Source organism: Pseudomonas sp. H3_C08, from assembly GCF_054669455.1.
The window spans coordinates 933345-952001 of sequence record NZ_CP162803.1; the positions used below are offsets into that span (position 1 = coordinate 933345).

An 18657-nucleotide genomic window follows, 5' to 3' on the forward strand; every position below is an offset into this window, starting at 1 on the left:
CGTCATTCGGCCAGTACACAGGCGTGCAGAGGCGCTGAACGCTGTCGCATGGCACGACAGATACGGGGAGCTGTCCTGTAAACGATGAATGCACAAGGGAATTTAAGCGCCGTACACATCAAGTAACAGGTAGCCAGACGCGACTATTTGGGGCGGATGTGGAAACAGCGCTTTAAATCTATATGAGAATTACTATAAATTACGCACCTCACGTTGCCACTATCTTGCTACTGCGTTTGCGGCGGCTGGATCAGTGTGCTCAAGGACAGGAACTGCATCGATGCGGTCGGGAGTCATGTTGGAAAACTACTATCGCGAGCTGGTGTGTTTCCTTAACGCCAAGCTGGGCAACCGTCAGGTGGCCGAAGATGTGGTGCATGACGCTTATGTGCGGGTACTGGAGCGTTCCAGCGACACACCGATCGAACAACCGCGGGCCTTCCTTTATCGCACGGCATTGAACCTGGTTATCGATGATCATCGGCGCAACGCCTTGCGCCAGGTCGAATCGCTCGATGTGCTGGACAGCGAAGAGCGCTATTTCACCCCGTCGCCCCACGGCACCCTCGACCACGGTCAACGTCTGGAAATGCTTCAGCGCGCGTTGGCCGAGTTGCCGCCGCGCTGCCGGGAAAGTTTTCTGCTGCGCAAGATCGAAGGTCTGTCCCATCCGGAAATTGCCGAGCACCTGGGGATTTCCAAGGCGTTGGTGGAAAAGCACATCGTCAACGCTATGAAACATTGCCGCTTGCGCATCAAACAATGGGACGCCCATTGATCCTTGCTGGTTAAATTTCCGTTCATCGTCCTCGTTCCTACTCAACAGACGACCTGCTGACCTGATTCAGGCCGGTCAGGTCACCCAGGCTTTATCCCCGCGTTGAGGGGTTCATCCAGAGGACACTGGAAATGACACAGGCAATTGCATCGCCCATCGTTCACGACCTGATCGGCGTCGGTTTCGGCCCTTCGAACCTGGCGCTGGCCATCGCTCTGCAAGAGCGCGGCCCGACCCAGGGTGAGCTGGATGTGCTGTTCCTCGACAAGCAGGCCAACTACAGCTGGCACGGCAACACCTTGTCGACGCAGAGCGAGCTGCAGATTTCCTTCCTCAAGGATCTGGTGACCCTGCGCAACCCGACCAGCCCGTACTCGTTCGTCAATTACCTCAAGTATCACGGTCGTCTGGTCGACTTCATCAACCTCGGCACCTTCTATCCGTGCCGCATGGAGTACAACGACTACCTGCGCTGGGTCGCCGGGCAGTTCACCGAGCAGAGCCGTTACGGCGAAGAAGTGCTGACCATCGAGCCCGTGCTGCACAACCACCAGGTTGAAGCGCTGCGGGTGATTTCCCGCGATAGCCAGGGCCTGCAACATGTGCGGACCACCCGTTCGGTGGTGGTCAGCGCCGGTGGCACACCGCGTATTCCGGAGGCGTTCAAAGCGCTGAAGGGCGATAGCCGCGTGTTCCACCACTCGCAATACCTCTCGCAAATGGCCAAGCAGCCGTGCGTGAACAATCAGCCGATGAGCATCGCGATCATTGGTGGCGGGCAGAGCGCGGCGGAGGCCTTTATCGATCTGAACGATTCGTTCCCGTCGGTGCAGGTCGACATGATCCTGCGCGGCTCGGCCTTGAAGCCCGCCGACGACAGCCCGTTCGTCAACGAAGTGTTCTCGCCTGAGTTCACTGATCTGGTGTTCCAGCAGAACAGCGTCGAGCGTGAGCGTCTGGTCAACGAGTACCACAACACCAACTATTCGGTGGTCGACATCGACCTGATCGAACGCATCTACGGCATCTTCTATCGGCAGAAAGTCTCGGGTGTTGCCCGTCATGCGTTCCGTACCCTGACCACCGTCGAGAAAGCCACCGCCACCGAAAACGGTATCGAGTTGGCTGTGCGCAACAACGCCACTGGCGAAGTCAGCGTACGCAACTACGATGCGGTGGTCCTGGCCACTGGTTACGAGCGGCAGATGCACCGCAAACTGCTGGCGCCGCTGGAAGAATACCTGGGCGACTTCGAGGTCGATCGCAATTACAAACTGATCACCGACGAACGCTGCCAGGCCGGCATCTACATGCAGGGCTTCTGCCAGGCCAGCCATGGTCTGAGCGATACGCTGCTGTCGGTGCTGCCGATTCGTGCGGACGAGATTGCCGGTTCTTTGTATGACCATGGCAAGAACCGTGGGCATCGGTCGATGGAGGATCTGCTGTTGGCGACGGCCAGTTGATTTTTTAGCGCCTCACATACCGCTTTCGCGAGCAAGCTCGCTCCCACAATGGTTCTGTGTACGCCGGACAAATGTGGGAGCGAGCTTGCTCGCGAAGGGGCCTTCAAGAACACCGCAAAAATTCGTTCCTGAACCCTTCCTGAACATCCCCCACATTCCCCGACACACCCCCTTTTGCGGGTTTACTCTCCAGACATCGGGGCGTAAGCTTCGCGCGTTTTCATCAATAGCGGAGACCCACAGTGGGTACTTGTTCGAGTGACAGTTGTCGGCCGGTCTCGGTAACCGGCAGATTCTCGGCAAGATAACGCGCAGCCTTTCTCTGCCGTTGTCTCGCCGTAACAGCGAGCAGCGGCATCCCGTGCATGACCCGTCCTGGGCCATGTCTGGACGTTCCTTCTCATCGACGCTGAACAGAGCGTGATTGCGACTTTATTGTCGTCATCGCAGCCCTATCGACACGCCTGTCGTTTCTGACCGGCGCGCCAGGCCTTGCCGTGCCGGTTGTTCCGGCGGACGAGGCGCGGCCGTACCTGCTTGACGGTTTCCCGGCTGACCATAGGGGCAACAGCCATGAAACTTACGCTCAAGGAATTCTTCGCAGGTTTTCTGCGGACCCGCCACATCGCCCGGCACTTCCGTCGTCTGGCGCTGCTGGAATCGATCAACGACACCACGGTCAGCCGTGAAGTCCCGCCGACTTTGGCCAACACCCTGGTCGATGCCGCGCATTGCGACAGCGGTGTGTTGCTGTCGTCACTCGGCACGCATTCCGATGGCCTCACCGATTTCGAAGTCGATGCGCTGCGTGCGCAATACGGTCTCAACGAAGTCGAACACGAGCAGCCGCTGCCATGGTGGATTCACCTGTGGCACTGCTACAAAAACCCGTTCAACTTGCTGCTGACGTTGTTGGCGGTGATCTCGTGGCTGACCGAAGACCTCAAGGCCGCCGTGGTGATTTTCTCCATGGTGGTGCTGTCGACGCTGCTGCGTTTCTGGCAGGAAAGCAAATCCAACCAGGCTGCCGACGCGCTGAAAGCCATGGTCAGCAACACCGCTACGGTGATGCGCCGTGACGCGCCGCGCAGCGAATTGCCCATCAAACAACTGGTGCCGGGCGATCTGATCGTGCTCTCGGCCGGCGACATGATTCCCGCTGATTGCCGGGTGCTCAGTGCCAAAGATCTGTTCGTCAGCCAGGCGGCGATGACCGGTGAATCGATGCCGGTGGAAAAATTTCCGCGTCAGCAGGATCGCGACACGCGCAATCCTCTGGAGCTGGACAACATCCTGTTCATGGGCACCAACGTCGTCTCCGGCACGGCGGTGGCGGTGATTCTCACCACGGGCAACAGCACCTATTTCGGTGCGCTGGCCCAGCGTGTCGGCGCAACCGATCGCGCGGTGACTTCGTTCCAGCAAGGCGTCAACAAAGTCAGCTGGCTGTTGATCCGTTTCATGTTCGTCATGGCGCCGCTGGTGCTGTTCATCAACGGTTTCACCAAGGGTGACTGGACCGAAGCATTGCTGTTCGCGCTGTCGATTGCCGTCGGCCTGACCCCGGAAATGCTGCCGATGATCGTCACCTCGACGCTGGCCAAAGGCGCGGTGTTCCTGTCGCGTAAAAAAGTCATCGTCAAACGTCTCGATGCGATCCAGAACTTCGGCGCCATGGACGTGCTGTGCACCGACAAGACCGGCACGCTGACCCAGGACAAGATCTTCCTCGCGCGCAATGTCGATGTCTGGGGCGAAGACTCCGATGACGTGCTGGAAATGGCTTACCTGAACAGCTACTACCAGACCGGTCTGAAAAACCTGCTCGATGTCGCGGTGCTGGAACACGTGGAAATCCACCGTGAACTGAAAGTCGGCACGACGTTTCGCAAGGTCGATGAGATCCCGTTCGACTTCAATCGTCGGCGTATGTCGGTGGTGGTCGAAGGACGTGGCCAGCCACATCAACTGATCTGCAAAGGTGCCGTGGAAGAAGTCCTGGCGGTGTGCAGCCGCGTGCGTCACGGCGAGGTCGATGAAGCCTTGAGCGATGAATTGCTGACCCGGATTCGTCAGGTCACCGCAGCATTCAACGCTGAAGGCTTGCGCGTGGTGGCGGTGGCCGCTCGCTCGATGCCGGAAGGTCGCGAAGTTTATAGCCTGGCCGATGAAAACGAACTGACGCTGATCGGTTACGTGGCGTTCCTTGATCCACCGAAAGAAAGCACCGCGCCGGCGCTCAAAGCCTTGGCCGAACATGGCGTAGCGGTGAAAGTGCTGACCGGTGACAACGAACTGGTGACTGCGAAGATCTGCCGCGAAGTCGGCCTCGCGCAACAAGGCCTGCTGCTGGGCAATGACGTCGAGCGCATGAGCGATGCCGAACTGGCCGTGGCCGTGGAAACCACCAACGTCTTCGCCAAACTGACGCCGTCGCACAAGGAGCGCATCGTGCGCATCCTCAAGGGCAACGGCCATGTGGTCGGGTTCATGGGCGACGGCATCAACGATGCCCCCGCGCTGCGTACGGCTGACATCGGTATTTCGGTGGACAGCGCGGTGGACATCGCCAAGGAAGCGGCGGACATCATCCTGTTGGAAAAGAGCCTGATGGTGCTGGAGGAGGGCGTGCTCGAAGGGCGGCGCACCTTCGCCAACATGCTCAAGTACATCAAGATGACCGCCAGCTCCAACTTCGGCAACGTGTTCTCGGTGCTGGTCGCCAGTGCGTTCATTCCGTTCCTGCCGATGCTGCCGATGCACCTGCTGGTGCAGAACCTGCTCTACGACATTTCGCAGATCGCCATTCCGTTCGATAACGTCGACGAGGACATGCTGAAAAAACCACAACGCTGGCAGCCGGGTGACGTTGGGCGCTTCATGCTGTTCTTCGGCCCGATCAGTTCGATCTTCGACATCACCACATTCGCCTTGATGTGGTACGTATTCGATGCCAACACCCCGGATCACCAGACGCTGTTCCAGTCCGGCTGGTTCGTGGTCGGTTTGCTGACCCAGACGCTGATCGTGCACATGATCCGCACGCCGAAGATTCCGTTCCTGCAAAGCCGTGCAGCCATGCCGCTGCTGGTGATGACCGGGATCATCATGGCGGTCGGCATCTTCCTGCCGATGGGGCCGCTGGCGCATTACTTCAAACTGCAGGCGCTGCCGTCGCTGTACTTCGTGTTCCTGCCGGTGATTCTGCTGGCGTACATGGCGCTGACCCAGGCGGTGAAAGGGTTCTACATCCGCCGGTTTGGCTGGCAATAACAGCACGGCCAACACGGTTTCCCCTGTGGGAGCGAGCGTGCTCGCGAAGGCGTCCTGTCAGTTAATCATCTGTTAGCTGACCCACCGCTTTCGCGAGCAAGCTCGCTCCCACAAGGAGTTGATGCGTTCTCAAGAGGGAGATACACATGCAAGCCATCAACAACCTCAATCTCGATTCGCTGCTCGACACCCTCGTCAGCCTCAGTGCCGCCTTTATCCTCGGTGGCCTGATCGGTTTCGAACGTCAGTACCGGCAACGCACCGCCGGCCTGCGCACCAACGTGCTGGTCGCGGTCGGCGCGGCGATATTCGTCGACATGGCCAACCGTCTCGCTGGCGCCGAAGGTGCGGTGCGCGTGGTTGCTTACGTGGTCTCCGGCATCGGCTTTCTCGGCGCCGGGGTGATCATGCGCGAAGAGGGCAACGTGCGCGGTCTCAATACCGCCGCGACCCTGTGGACCTCCGCAGCGGTCGGTGCCTGTGCCGGGGCCGATCTGCTCGCCGAAGCCGTACTCGGCACGCTATTCATTCTGGCCGCCAACACCTTGCTGCGGCCGATCGTCAACAACATCAACCGCCAGCCACTGGACGTGGTCTCGGCGGAAGTCACCAACATCGTTTACGTCATCGCCCGGCGCTCGCAGCAAACCGCCGTGTTCGCCTTGCTTGAGGCCGAGCTTGAACGCAGCAACTACCCGGCCAGCGATGTTGATGTGCATGCCTTCGGCGCCGATGAAATCGAAATCGAAGCGACGCTGGCGACGACGTCGGTCGATGGTGATGAACTGGATGCGCTGGTGGCGCGGATTTCCACATCGGCGCTGGTGGTGCAGGCGTTCTGGAGTCCGAGTACCACGGAATGATCGTTTTCGGTTGCTGAGAATTGTCCTACAAGGCGGCAAGAAAGAGCCTACATTTTCACCCTTGGGTCTCGATCACTATTTGTTCCGGAGCAGAGATGCCCGGCGTCCTGATGACTCGATGCGTTATTACGGAAGTGCAATGAATACCTGGAAAGTTCGGCAGGGAATGGCCGGAAAGAGGGGGGAACCATTCGTTGCAGATTCCGTGATGAAGGTTGTTCGCTACAGCGAGCAAGCCTGTTGTCGCTGATGAGTAATTGGGAGAGCCAGGCCGCTGGGCCGAATAAACAACTATCCCAAGAGATGTAAAAAATGAAAAAGATCGTCGCTGTTACCGCCGCTACCGTTGTCATGGGTCTCGCTTCTTTCGCCAATGCTGCGACGCCGGCTTCCGGCAACCCTGGCACCGTACGTTTCAATGGTGAAATCGTATCCGGCGCCTGCGGTATCGACGCCAGCTCTCTGGACCAGACCGTTTCCCTGGGGCAGGTGCCATCGAACCAGTTCAAGGCGATCGGTGATCGTTCGACGCCGACCAAGTTCGACATCATCCTGACCGACTGCGACACCACCACCCAGAAGAACGCCCGCTTCACCTTCAGCGGTGTGCAGGATCCAGCGGTTCCGGGCCTGTTCGCCACTACCGGTCTGGCGCAGAACGTCGGCATCCGTCTGCAGGCCAGCGCTGGCGAAATGCTCGATAACGGCACCGAGCAGGTCGCTCCGGTTGTGCTGCAAAACGGCAACAACACCGTGACCTTCGCCGCCATGTATGAAGCCACCTCTGCGACCGTCACCACCGGTGAAGCAGACAGCGTTGCGAACTTCACCGTGGCCTACAACTGATACCTCGGTATCGCACGTTGTAAGAGAAAGGGGTGAAAACCCCTTTTTTCTTTTCCGTCAAAGTTCTGATAAAGGCTATTTCCCGTGTACGGCCGAAAACTTTTCGTGTCTTGCGTGTTGATCTCCTGTGCGCGTTATTCAAACGCTGTGGAGTTTAATTCGGAGTTCCTGAATATCGATAAAAACGACGATATCAGTCTCGGACAGTTTGCCCACGCCCAATATACTGTGCCCGGTCGTTACTTGCTGGATATCACCGTCAATCAGCGTTATTTCGGCTCACGTTCGATCGAGTTCAAGAGCGGCGCCAACCCTCAAGAAAGTTACGCCTGTCTGCCCGAAGACCTGGTGGCGACCTTTGGTCTCAAGCCTGCGTTGCTCAAAAGCCTGCCGCGTCTGGCTGAGGGGCAATGTGTGGATTTGCGTGGCATTGAAAATGCCTCGATCAAGTACATGAAAAACCTTGGACGTCTGTCGATCAGCCTGCCACAGGCCTCGTTCGAGTATGACGATCCCAACTACATTCCGCCTGCCGCCTGGAGCGACGGGCTCAACGGCGCGTTGCTTGATTACCGAGTGATCGCCAACAGCCGCGAAACCAATACGCCGTCCGGCGATTCGCGTTCATTGCAAAGCTATGGCACGGCCGGGGTCAACCTCGATGCCTGGCGCATCCGCGCCGATTATCAGGCGCGGCAAGAGTCAGGTAGCCAGAATAATGATCCCCACGGCGAAGCGTTCCAGTTGAACCGCTTGTACGCCTATCGCGCGTTGCCATCGATACGTTCGAAGCTGTCGGTCGGTGAGGACTATCTGAACTCCGATGTGTTCGACACCTTCGCCTTGCGCGGTGCGACCCTGAGCAGCGACGACCGCATGTTGCCGCCGAACCTGCGCGGTTATGCGCCGCTGATCAGTGGCGTGGCGCGTACCAACGCGACCGTCACCGTGTCCCAGCAGGGCCGTGTGTTGTACTCGACCACGGTGACGCCGGGCGCGTTCAGCCTTCAGGATCTCAACAGCAGCGTGCAAGGCACACTGGATGTGACCGTGCGCGAAGAGGATGGCAGCGAACAAACGTTTACCGTAGCCACCGCCGCAGTTCCGTTTCTGTCCCGTGAAGGCGAGTTGCGTTACAAGGTTTCCGCCGGCCAGCCGCGCCTGACCGGTAACGGCGGCACAGAGCCTGAGTTTGTCGCCTCGGAAGCGGCCTATGGTCTGCCAAGGGACTGGACGATCTACGGTGGCGTGCTGGCTGCCTCGGGTTATCAGTCGAATGCCATCGGTATCGGCAAGGACCTTGGCGTATTCGGCGCAGTGTCTGGTGATGTCACCACGTCTCGGGCGAAGCTGCGCTGGAACGGCGAAACCGTGGCCGGCAACTCTTACAGAATCAACTATTCCAAGCGTTTTGACGCCATTGGCACCGACCTGCGGTTTCTGGGTTATCGCTTTTCCGACAAGACCTTCACCAACTTTTCGCAGTTTGTCGGCGATGCTGATTCCTATGCGATGAACTCGGGCAAGCAACGTTATTCGGTGACCCTGGCCAAGCATTTTTCCTGGTTATCGACGAGTTTTTCCTACGACCATTCGACTTATTGGGACGCGCCGGCAGCTGATCGTTTCGGCATGACCGTGGCGCGCAGTTTTTCCCTTGGCAACGTCAAGAACATCACCGCAAACCTGTCGGCTTACCAGACGCAAAACAGTCGGCAGAATGACTCGCAGATCTACCTCGGTGTGACGGTGCCACTGGGGGGCAATTCGATGGCCTCCAGTAACCTGCAGCGCTCGGGCTCCGGCGATTCGTCCGCCAGTGTCGGCTACAGCCATGACGACGGCGAAGGCGTGAACTATCAGGTGTATGGCGGCGTTGGCGACAACCGCTACGTCAACGCCTATGTCGGTAAACGTGCGTCGAGTTACCGCGCCAACGCGTCGGCCTCCACCGATGGCAGCACCTATCGCTCGCTGACCGGCGAACTCGACAGCTCACTGGTCGCCACCCGTTATGGAGTCTCGGCCCATGGCAATGGCACCAATGGCGATACGCGCCTGCTGGTGTCCACCGATGGCGTACCGGACGTGGCCTTCACCGGGCAGACCCGCACCAACCGGGACGGCTATGCGGTGATGGATGGCTTGCCCTCGTTTCAGGCTTACGAAGCGCGGGTCAACGTCGAAAAACTGCCGCTCAACACCGAAGTGTCCAACCCGATCCAGCGTCTGGCGCTGACCGAGGGGGCCATCGGCTACGTCAATTTCGCCACGGGGCAGGGCCGCAACGCATTTGTTGTGTTGACCCGCAACGACGGTAAACCGGTGCCTTTCGGCGCATCGGTGCAGGACAAGAACACCAACCGGGAGGTGGGCATCGTCGGCGAGGCGGGCGTCACTTATCTGTTGGGCATCAAGGTTGGGGCTGAACTGGTAGCGCGTTGGGATGACGCCGGCCAATGCAGTCTGGCCAAACTCCCTGAGGAGGACGTGGTTAGCAATATCGCCAAGCCTGCCCAGTGTCTGTAACCGCGTCTTCCAATAAACCCGGAGTCATCATGTCTCGTTTTGCCTTGTTTACTGCTCACCGTCTGTTTCTGGCCGCGGGCCTTGCTCTGCCGCTGTTGGCCAGCGCCGCTGTGGTGCCGGATCGCACCCGGCTGGTGTTCGAGGAAAGTGCACCATCGGTCAGCGTCACAGTCAGCAACAAAAACCCGCAACTGCCATTTATTGTGCAGTCGTGGATCGAAAACGAGAGTGGCCAGAAAGTCACCTCACCGTTCATGGTCCTGCCACCGCTGCAGCGCATCGAGCCGAACGAAAGCAGTGTGTTGCGTATCGTGAAATTGCCCGAACTGGCCCTGCCGGCGGACCGCGAGTCGGTGTTCTATTTGAACATTCGCGAGATTCCGCCGAAGAGCCAGGCCGTCAACTCGATGCAGATCGCCTTGCAGTCGAAGATCAAATTGTTCTATCGCCCGGCAGCGGTGAAGCGTGAGCGTGGCGAAGACCTCGCGCTGGGCCTGAACCTGAAAATCGACCCGGCAGCGAAACAGCTGATTGTCGATAACCCGACACCGTTTCACATCACTGTGGTCGGGCTGCTGGCCGGCCCGGAAAAAACCAGAATGCCGATCGATACGGTGATGATCGCGCCACGCGGCAATGCGCGCTTTGCCCTGAGCAACACCGCGTTCAGCACCTTGCGGGTGTCGAACATGAATGACTTTGGTGGCCAGTCCGATACGTTGTTCAACTGCGTGGCGAACGTCTGCAAAGGTGTGAGACCGTGAGCCTGTTCTCTACGCTGACCCGGCTGGCCGCGGCCGCAGTGCTGCTGGGCGCGTCGCAGTTGGCTTCGGCGATGGTCTGCAAGTCGCTGGACGGCGGCAGCTACCTGAGCGAATACATTGGCCCGGTGTCGGTGCCGGACACCGTGCCGGACGGCACGATCATCTGGCGCTCGAAAACCCATGTGGTGCCGGCCGACTGCTGGAAACTCTTCGATCTGCACTTCAGGGAAGACGACCCGATCTACTTCTATGGCAACCCGGCAGGACTCAATGCCACCCCGTGGGGCATCGAATTCGGTCTGGTGTATCGCGGCGTGACAGCCTGGGACGGCGACTGGAGCTCCAACCCGACCCAGGGCGTGAACAGCGGATTCGTATCCCGTGGTTGCCCGGACGCGACCAGCGGCGCTGACATGCTCGCGTGTTCACGGGTGACGCCCAGCATTGCGTTTCAGGTGGTGATCCGCAAACGCGGATTGTTGCCCTTGCAGCGTCCCTCGCAAGACACCTACGACGTGTTCCAGTTCGACGGTCTCTATGGCTTGAATGGCGGGCCGAGCAACCCGGCGGGCAACTTCCGCTTTCAACTCTCCGGGTTGCAGAACATTGTCGGCACCGCGTGCACGGTCGATGTCACAGTGACGCCGGAGCCGGGCATTGTCGACTTTGGCGTGATCCAGAAAACCACCACCGGGTTCTCGCCGCCCAATCCGACCCGGCCCTTCAGCCTCGCGCTGGAAAAGAAGTGCAGCAGTGCGATCAACATCGGTGCGACGTTTGTCACCGCCAACCAGCAGGGGCTTTACAACATTCTGCCGACGGCGGGCAGCCAGTTCGGCATTCAGGTGCGCGATGCCCACAACAATCTGGTGCAGATCAACGAGCCTTTCCCTCTGGCGAATTTTCCGGCGGACGTCAGCCATATCGATGTGCCGTTCAGCGCGTCGGTGGTGTCGCTGGGCGATCCCGAAGTCGGACCGTTCGAAGCGATCATGGTTGTGCAGATCGTTTACTACTGATGACGCATTAGCCTCTGGGAAATTTCCTACATTGACGCAGGATAAGTCCTGCGTTCAACCCTGCTGGCGCAGGCCACTATCCGGTCTCCCAGGTCAATTGAGTGATTAAAGGAAGATGACCTCCCCACGTATTCTGGTGCTGGAAAATCATGAGTTTGCCCGCAACGTGCTGGTCAGGATGTTGCAACGCCTGAGCGTGCGTGACGTGTTGCAAGCACCGGATGCCGAGCAGGCCATGGTGCAGATGCACCTGCAGGGCGGGGTCGATATCGTGATCTGCGATCTCACTGACCGGGGCCTCGATTGCCTGGAGTTCCTCCGTGTTGCCAGCCACAGCGGTATGGTGCGCGCGGTGTTGCTGTGCAGTGAACTCCCCCCGGAGCTGGCGCGCACCTTGGGGCAAATGGCCTCGCTGGGCGGTCTGCAATTGCTCGGAGTGCTGAGCCGGCCGGTGCAGCTGCGTGCCTTGAACCGCCTGTTGTATCGCTATAAACACGGGCGGATCCCGCCGGTGCTGGCGCCACCGAGCAAAGAGTTGCCCCAAGAAGATGAAGTGCGCCGCGGGCTGGCGCTGGGTGAGTTTCGGGCGTGGTTTCAGCCGCAGTTTCAATTAAACAGTGGTGCGGTGATCGGCGTGGAAGCGTTGGTGCGTTGGCAGCATCCTGCGCGCGGGACGCTGTTGCCTTGCGACTTTCTCTCCGCCGTGCTGGCGTATGACTTGACCGACCAGATGTTCAAACAGTTGCTCGAACAGGGCCTGAACCTGCTGGGCATTTTGCGTCATCGTGGTGTGGCCTTGCAGTTGGCGTTCAATCTGCATGCCTCGCAACTGACCCATAGTGCTCTGGTGGAACACATCAAACGGGCGCTGGAGCGGCACGGGTTCAACGGATCGGTTCTGATGCTCGAACTGGCGGAGAACGGTTTGCTCGATTGCCCGCCCGGCACGCAGGAGAACTTGTTGCGTTTGCGCCTGCTGGGCTGCGGATTAGCGGTCGACGACTTCGGTGTCGGGTTTTCCTCGTTGAAGCTGATGTGCCAGTTACCGTTCACCCAGATAAAACTCGATGGCCGTTTTGTCCAGCACCTCGACCGTCAACGCAACCGGGCGATGGTCGCCAGTACGAGGGTGCTGGCTCGTTCGTTAGGAATGGATCTGGTGATCGAAGGCATCAGCAGCCCAAAGGTGCTTGAACATGTGCGCGAGCTGGAGTGCGAAATGGGTCAGGGTTATTACCTGGCCCGTCCCATGAACGGACATGACTTGCTGCAATGGCTGGAGAAGCCAGAGGGCGAGCGCTGATCGTTGTGCGGTGCTGTGCGGTGTTTTCCAAGAATTTTCCTACAATTCTGTGGTGCTCGTGTATGTTCTGCACGTGGAGCATCTGGACTGCTGTCCCATTGTTATTTGTGGCGTTGCCAAGTAGTTGATCAACGTCTTACAGGGGTTTTTATGTTGAAAGCGATCATCGTGGACGATCACCCGTTCATTCGCTCTGCGGTCAAGATGCTGTTGAAACAGGAACATTTCGAAGTCGTCGCGGAAGCGGACAATGGCGCCGATGCTGTGCAGCTAGCCCGCGAACATACCCCCGACCTGATCATTCTGGACATCGCCATGCCCAAGCTCGACGGCCTGGAGGTGATCTCGCGTATCCGCGCGCTGAACCTGTCTTGCAAGGTCCTGGTGCTGACGTCGCAGTCGGCACAGTTCTATTCCATGCGCTGCATGAAGGCTGGCGCAGCCGGATACATGTCGAAAACCAACGACCTCGACGAGTTGGTCAAAGCCATCAAGGTGGTGATGGACGGCTATACCTTCTTCCCCAATCTGGCCAGCAGCTCGGTGCGCCGCAGCGATGCGCAGGCCACCGATCTGGAACTGATTCAGAGTCTGTCTGATCGCGAGTTGACGATCCTGCAGCAACTGGCCAAGGGTTTGAGCAACAAGGAAATCGGCGAAGCCATGCTGTTGAGCAACAAAACCGTCAGCACTTACAAGACGCGGCTGATTGAGAAACTCAACGTCAAGTCGGTGGTGTACCTCGCCGATTTTGCCAAGCGTAACAACCTGCTCTAGATGATTATTTTCGTCAGAAATTGCCTGGCCGGTCTGGCACTGTTCGGCTCAATGTCGTTGCTGCAGGCCATGGCCGCGACGCAGCCCGATACATTGCAATTGCTCGGTCGCTCGGATGTCGACGAGTATGCCGTGCCACTCGATGAGCCGGACTGGAGCTGGTTGCGCCGCAAGGGGCGTCTGTTGCTCGGCGACAGCAGCCCTGATTACGCGCCTTTTGCGATCACCGGCAACGGCAATGATTACGAAGGTCTGACGGCCGATTACGCACAACTGATCGAACAATTGCTGCACGTCACGGTCGAGGTCCGGCGCTACGCCTCGCGCGGCGATCTGCTGACGGCGCTGAAGCACGGCCAGATCGATATGATCGGCACTGCTAACGGTTTTGAGGCGGCGGACCCCGAACTGGCAATCTCTTCGCCTTACGCTGACGATAACCCGACCCTGGTGACGCGCATCGATGAGAGTCACAACCTGCCGGAAGACCTGGCGGGCAAACGAGTGGCGATGCTCTATCACTACCTGCCACCGGAAACGGTCAAGGCGTTTTACCCAAAAGCCGACGTGCAACTGTATCCCTCGACACTGACGGCGATCGGTGCCGTGGCGTTCGGTCAGGCTGACGTCTATCTGGGCGACCTGCTCAGCTCCAATTACCTGGTCAAGAAGAACTACCTCAACAACGTTCAGCTCAGCGATTTTTCGCGTATGGAAACCCAGCCCTTCAGTTTTGCCGTGACCCGGGACAACACTCGGTTGTTGCACATTCTCGATGCGGCGTTGAAGGTCATTCCTGCGGAAGAGCGTATGAGCATCCGGCGCCGCTGGAGTGTCGGCGGGGTGGCCATTCCCGGCCAGCATCGACTGCATTTCAGCGTGAACGAACAGCGTTGGCTGGATCACCATCCGCGTATCAAAGTCGCGATCAACGAAAACTTTCTGCCGTTGACCTTTGTCGATGAAGCCGGAAAGTTTCGCGGCATCAGTGCTGATGTGCTGGCCAAGATCAGCCTGCGCACGGGCCTGCAATTCGATATACAGCGTGTTGAGTCGGTGGGCGACCTGATCGGTGAGGTGACCAGCGGCAAGGCCGACATGCTGGCGGCGTTCACGCCGAGCACCGAGCGCGAAGGTCAATTGCGCTTTACCCGGCCGTACCTGATCAACCCGTTCGTGCTGGTCACTCGCCGTGGCGGCGAACCGATGACGCTGGATCAGATGGCCGGCAAGCGCCTGGCGCTGATCAGCGGCAACATTCTGCGCGAGTACCTCATCGAGCAATTCCCCAAGGTGCAACTGGTGACGGCAGGCAACGCCGCCGAGGCCATGGAGATGGTCGCGTTGGGCAAGGCCGACGGCGCGATCAATTCGCTGGTCAGCGCGCGCTATTTGATCTCGCGCCAGTACCGCGACACTTTGCAGGTCACCAGCACGGTCGGCACCCAGCCTGCACGCATCGCACTGGCCACCAATCGCGGTGCGCTGGAGTTGTACTCGATCCTCGACAAGGCACTGTTGAGCATCAGTCCGGAAGAAATGGACGAGTTGACCAACCGCTGGCGCAGCGAAGTGGTGGTGGACGACAGTTACTGGCTGCGCAATCGCGCGATGATCATCCAGGGCTTCGTGATCGCCGGCGTGTTGCTGTTGGTGGCGCTGGGCTGGATCGCCTATCTGCGTCTGTTGATGCGCAAGCGCCGTCAGGCTGAAATTGCGCTGAACGATCAGATGGAGTTCATGCGCGTGCTGATCGACGGCACGCCGCATCCGATCTACGTGCGCGATCGCGAAGGTCGCCTGGTGATCTGCAACAGTGGTTATCTGCAAGTGTTTGGTACCGAGCGCGAAGCGGTCATCGGCAAGTTGGTCACGGACGGCGTGCTCAGCGATATGCAGCAGGCACAGACGTTTCAGGATGATTATCTACGGGTGATGGAGGACGGCTTGCCGAGCATCCAGGACCGTAGCCTGAATCTGGCGGACGGCCGCGCGCTGACCATCTACCACTGGATGCTGCCGTATCGTGGCAGCGACGGTGCAGTCAACGGCATGATCGCTGGCTGGATCGATGTCAGCGAGCGTCAGCATCTGTTGCAGGAACTGCAAATCGCCAAAGATGTTGCCGATGACGCCAACCGCGCCAAAACCACGTTCCTGGCAACCATGAGCCATGAAATTCGGACGCCGATGAACGCCATCATTGGCATGCTCGAACTGGCGCTGAAAAAGGCCGATCAAGGTGTACTGGATCGCTTTGCCGTTGAAGTGGCCTCGGGCGCAGCGCGGGGCTTGCTGGACCTGATTGGCGACATTCTCGATATTGCACGGATCGAGTCCGGGCGCCTGTCGCTGGCGCCGGAGCGCGCCAATCTGCGTGAACTGATTGAATCGGTTGCGCGCATTTTTGAAGGCCTGGCGCGCCAGAAACAGTTGCGTCTGCAACTGGACCTGGATGCCCTGAGCAACGTCGACGTGTTGATCGATCCGCTGCGTTTCAAGCAAGTGTTGTCGAACCTGTTGAGCAATGCGATCAAGTTCACCGATGTGGGCAAGGTGGTATTGAGCGTGCAGGTCGAGACCGGCAGAGATGATCGACTGCGCCTTTGCTTGCGCGTAACCGACAGTGGGCGCGGCATCTCGCTTGTGGATCAGGCGCAATTGTTCACGCCGTTTTCCCAGGCTGCCAACCATGGTCAGTCGGCCCAGGGCGGCTCCGGGCTGGGGCTGATGATCAGTCGCACCTTGTGCGAAATGATGGGCGGCAGCCTCGCGCTGACCAGCGAATTGGGGCAGGGCACGCAGATCGAGGTGCGGTTGAATCTACCGACACTCGATCCTCTGGACGCCGCGCCGGTCGAGGAAAACGTGGCACTGCAGGCCAGCCACTGTCTGAATATTCTGGTGATCGACGACTACCCGGCCAACCGTCTGCTGCTGTCGCAGCAGTTGAGTTATCTGGGCCACCGGGTGACGGATGCCGAGGACGGCGCCCATGGCCTGCGTGCCTGGCGCAACCAGACGTTCGACGTGGTCATCACCGACTGCAACATGCCGATCATGAATGGTTACGAATTGGCTCGGGCGATCCGCGATGAAGAGGCGACGCGAGGATTGGCGCGCAGCCTGGTGTTGGGGTTTACCGCCAATGCGCTGGCCGAGGAGAAGGATCGTTGCGCCGAGGCCGGCATGGACGATTGCCTGTTCAAACCGATCAGCCTCAGGGATCTGAATCTGCGTCTGGCCGCAGTCGTTCCACGGCCTCGTTCACCGACTGAAGACGAGCCCGGCGATGTCGGCACCGGTGACATCGATCTGGGCAGCCTCGAACAATTGACCCGTGGCGACCGCGCGTCGATCAACAGTCTGTTGAGCGATCTGGCCACGAGCAATGCGCAGGACATGGCCAAACTGATGCGCCTGTTTACCCAGCACGACATGCCCGGGCTCGCCAATCTGGCCCACCGGGTCAAGGGTGGCGCACGCATTATCAAGGCGCACTCACTGATCCAGGCTTGTGAAGCGCTGGAGGTTGCCAGCGAAGGTCTCGACACGCAGGTTCTGACCGAAGCGGTGGATGCCTTGCAGCAATCGATGGAGCGTTTGGCGGAGCAACTGGACGAGCGCCTGGCGTAACAAACTATTTCCAGTTTCCCTGTGTTTCTTGCGAATTTTCCTACATTCGTCACTGGCTCTCTGTCGCTAACGTGCGGTGGTCTCGGCATACAGCCGAGCTCACTTCACTGGTTAACATTTGGAGCTGTTGATGACCCTTCCACGTATGTCTTCCCGTGCACGATTGGCCGTCTGTGGACTGGCCGTTGCTGCGGCGTTGAGTGCCTGCGCCAGCGCGCCGCTGCCAGAGCAACAGATCAGCTTGTCCAAGGACGCGGTCAACCGTGCGGTGTCGGCCGAAGCAACCCAATACGCACCTTTGGAAATGAAGGCAGCGCAAGACAAGATGTTCCAGATGGAACGCGCCCTCGGTGAGAAAAACTACCCGCAAGCCAAGTTGTTGGCCGAACAGATCGAAGCCGATGCCAACCTCGCCGAACGTAAATCGCGCGCTGTGAAATGGCAGAAACAACTGGCTGACGCGCGCAATGGCATTGAGGTGCTCAAGCAGGAAATGCTGCAAGACCCGGTCACCGGTTTCAATCCGCCAGCCAGCGCTCAATAAGGACTTGTTCATGTCGAATTTCAAACTGTTACCCATCGCTTCGCTGATCGCTCTGACACTGGCCGGTTGCGCCACGCCGCCTGAAAACCCGCAACTGCTGCAAGCCCGCGAACAGTTCGCGGCGCTGCAAAACAAGCCGGAAGCCAACACCCTCGCAGCCATTGAAACCAAGTCTGCCTTTACGGCGTTGAACGCGGCCGACCAGGCGTCGCAGAAGGACCGCCAGGCACCGCAAGTCGATCAATTGGCCTATCTGGCCAGCCAGAAAATCGCCCTGGCCGAGCAGACCATTGCCGGCCGCCAGGCCGAGGCGGGTCTGAAGAAAATTGACGCCGAGCGGACTCAGGTGCAACTCGACGTGCGCACTCAGCAGCTCAAGGCGCTGCAAGCGATGAAAGCGCAGAAAACCCAGCGCGGGGAAGTCGTGACCTTCGGCGATGTGCTGTTCGACACCGGCAAGGCCGATCTCAAGTACGGCAGCCAGCGCAACTTCGAACAACTGGCGCAGTATCTAGCGGCCAACCCTGAACGCAAGGTGCGTATCGAAGGGTTTACCGACGATGTCGGCGGTGACGATTTCAATCAGCGTCTGTCGGAGCAGCGTGCGGACGCCGTGGCTTTCGCGCTCAAGCAAATGGGCATAGGCGCTGATCGGCTGATCACCAAAGGCTACGGCAAGCAATTTCCGATTGCCGATAACGGCAATGCCCGCTCCCGTCAGCTCAACCGTCGGGTGGAGGTCATCATCTCTTACGGTTCAAGCGTGGTCGGTGCACGCGGCTGATGAGCGATCAAGCGAGCCTGCAACGGGCTCGCTTTCTTGCATCTGAGCATGGGTCAAGACCGATCAATGCCCTTA

Annotated in this window: 13 protein-coding genes; all 13 read left to right on the top strand. The window is 59.0% G+C overall.

Going from position 1 to position 18657, the window contains the following annotated elements; translation table 11 throughout:
• Positions 1-295 precede the first annotated feature (295 nt).
• A complete protein-coding gene (locus tag AB4N74_RS04320; RefSeq protein WP_042704912.1) occupies positions 296-778 on the top strand; it encodes a sigma-70 family RNA polymerase sigma factor in 483 nt (160 codons plus the stop codon).
• A gap of 131 nt (positions 779-909) precedes the next feature.
• A complete protein-coding gene (locus AB4N74_RS04325; protein WP_093431973.1) occupies positions 910-2244 on the top strand; it encodes a lysine N(6)-hydroxylase/L-ornithine N(5)-oxygenase family protein in 1335 nt (444 codons plus the stop codon).
• Positions 2245-2817: 573 nt separating this feature from the next.
• Positions 2818-5517 (top strand): magnesium-translocating P-type ATPase, encoded by a 2700-nt coding sequence (mgtA, locus tag AB4N74_RS04330; protein WP_460098392.1) that lies wholly within the window; start codon positions 2818-2820, stop codon positions 5515-5517.
• A gap of 146 nt (positions 5518-5663) precedes the next feature.
• Complete coding sequence (locus AB4N74_RS04335) at positions 5664-6380, top strand: MgtC/SapB family protein (protein WP_007913384.1); 717 nt, start codon at positions 5664-5666, stop codon at positions 6378-6380.
• Positions 6381-6692: 312 nt separating this feature from the next.
• A complete protein-coding gene (locus AB4N74_RS04340; protein ID WP_093431979.1) occupies positions 6693-7226 on the top strand; it encodes a fimbrial protein in 534 nt (177 codons plus the stop codon).
• A gap of 147 nt (positions 7227-7373) precedes the next feature.
• Positions 7374-9755, top strand: a complete 2382-nt coding sequence (locus AB4N74_RS04345) for a fimbria/pilus outer membrane usher protein (RefSeq protein ID WP_245398032.1) — start codon at positions 7374-7376, stop codon at positions 9753-9755.
• A 29-nt stretch (positions 9756-9784) separates the two neighbouring features.
• Positions 9785-10519, top strand: coding sequence for a fimbrial biogenesis chaperone (locus tag AB4N74_RS04350; protein WP_093431982.1), 735 nt, complete (start codon positions 9785-9787; stop codon positions 10517-10519).
• On the top strand, positions 10516-11538 hold the full coding sequence (locus AB4N74_RS04355) for a fimbrial protein (protein ID WP_256573864.1): 1023 nt from the start codon (positions 10516-10518) through the stop codon (positions 11536-11538). The genes AB4N74_RS04350 and AB4N74_RS04355 overlap by 4 nt, the downstream gene beginning before the upstream one ends.
• A 115-nt stretch (positions 11539-11653) precedes the next feature.
• Positions 11654-12841, top strand: coding sequence for an EAL domain-containing response regulator (locus tag AB4N74_RS04360; protein ID WP_460098396.1), 1188 nt, complete (start codon positions 11654-11656; stop codon positions 12839-12841).
• A 150-nt stretch (positions 12842-12991) separates the two neighbouring features.
• Entirely contained in the window at positions 12992-13618 is a 627-nt protein-coding gene (locus AB4N74_RS04365) for a response regulator transcription factor (RefSeq protein ID WP_093431991.1), read from the top strand.
• On the top strand, positions 13619-17254 hold the full coding sequence (locus AB4N74_RS04370) for a transporter substrate-binding domain-containing protein (protein ID WP_460098398.1): 3636 nt from the start codon (positions 13619-13621) through the stop codon (positions 17252-17254). It begins immediately after the preceding gene.
• Between the two features lie 130 nt (positions 17255-17384).
• Positions 17385-17798, top strand: a complete 414-nt coding sequence (locus AB4N74_RS04375) for a DUF4398 domain-containing protein (RefSeq protein ID WP_245398035.1) — start codon at positions 17385-17387, stop codon at positions 17796-17798.
• A gap of 10 nt (positions 17799-17808) precedes the next feature.
• A complete protein-coding gene (locus AB4N74_RS04380; protein ID WP_460098400.1) occupies positions 17809-18582 on the top strand; it encodes an OmpA family protein in 774 nt (257 codons plus the stop codon).
• The last annotated feature ends 75 nt before the right edge of the window (positions 18583-18657 follow it).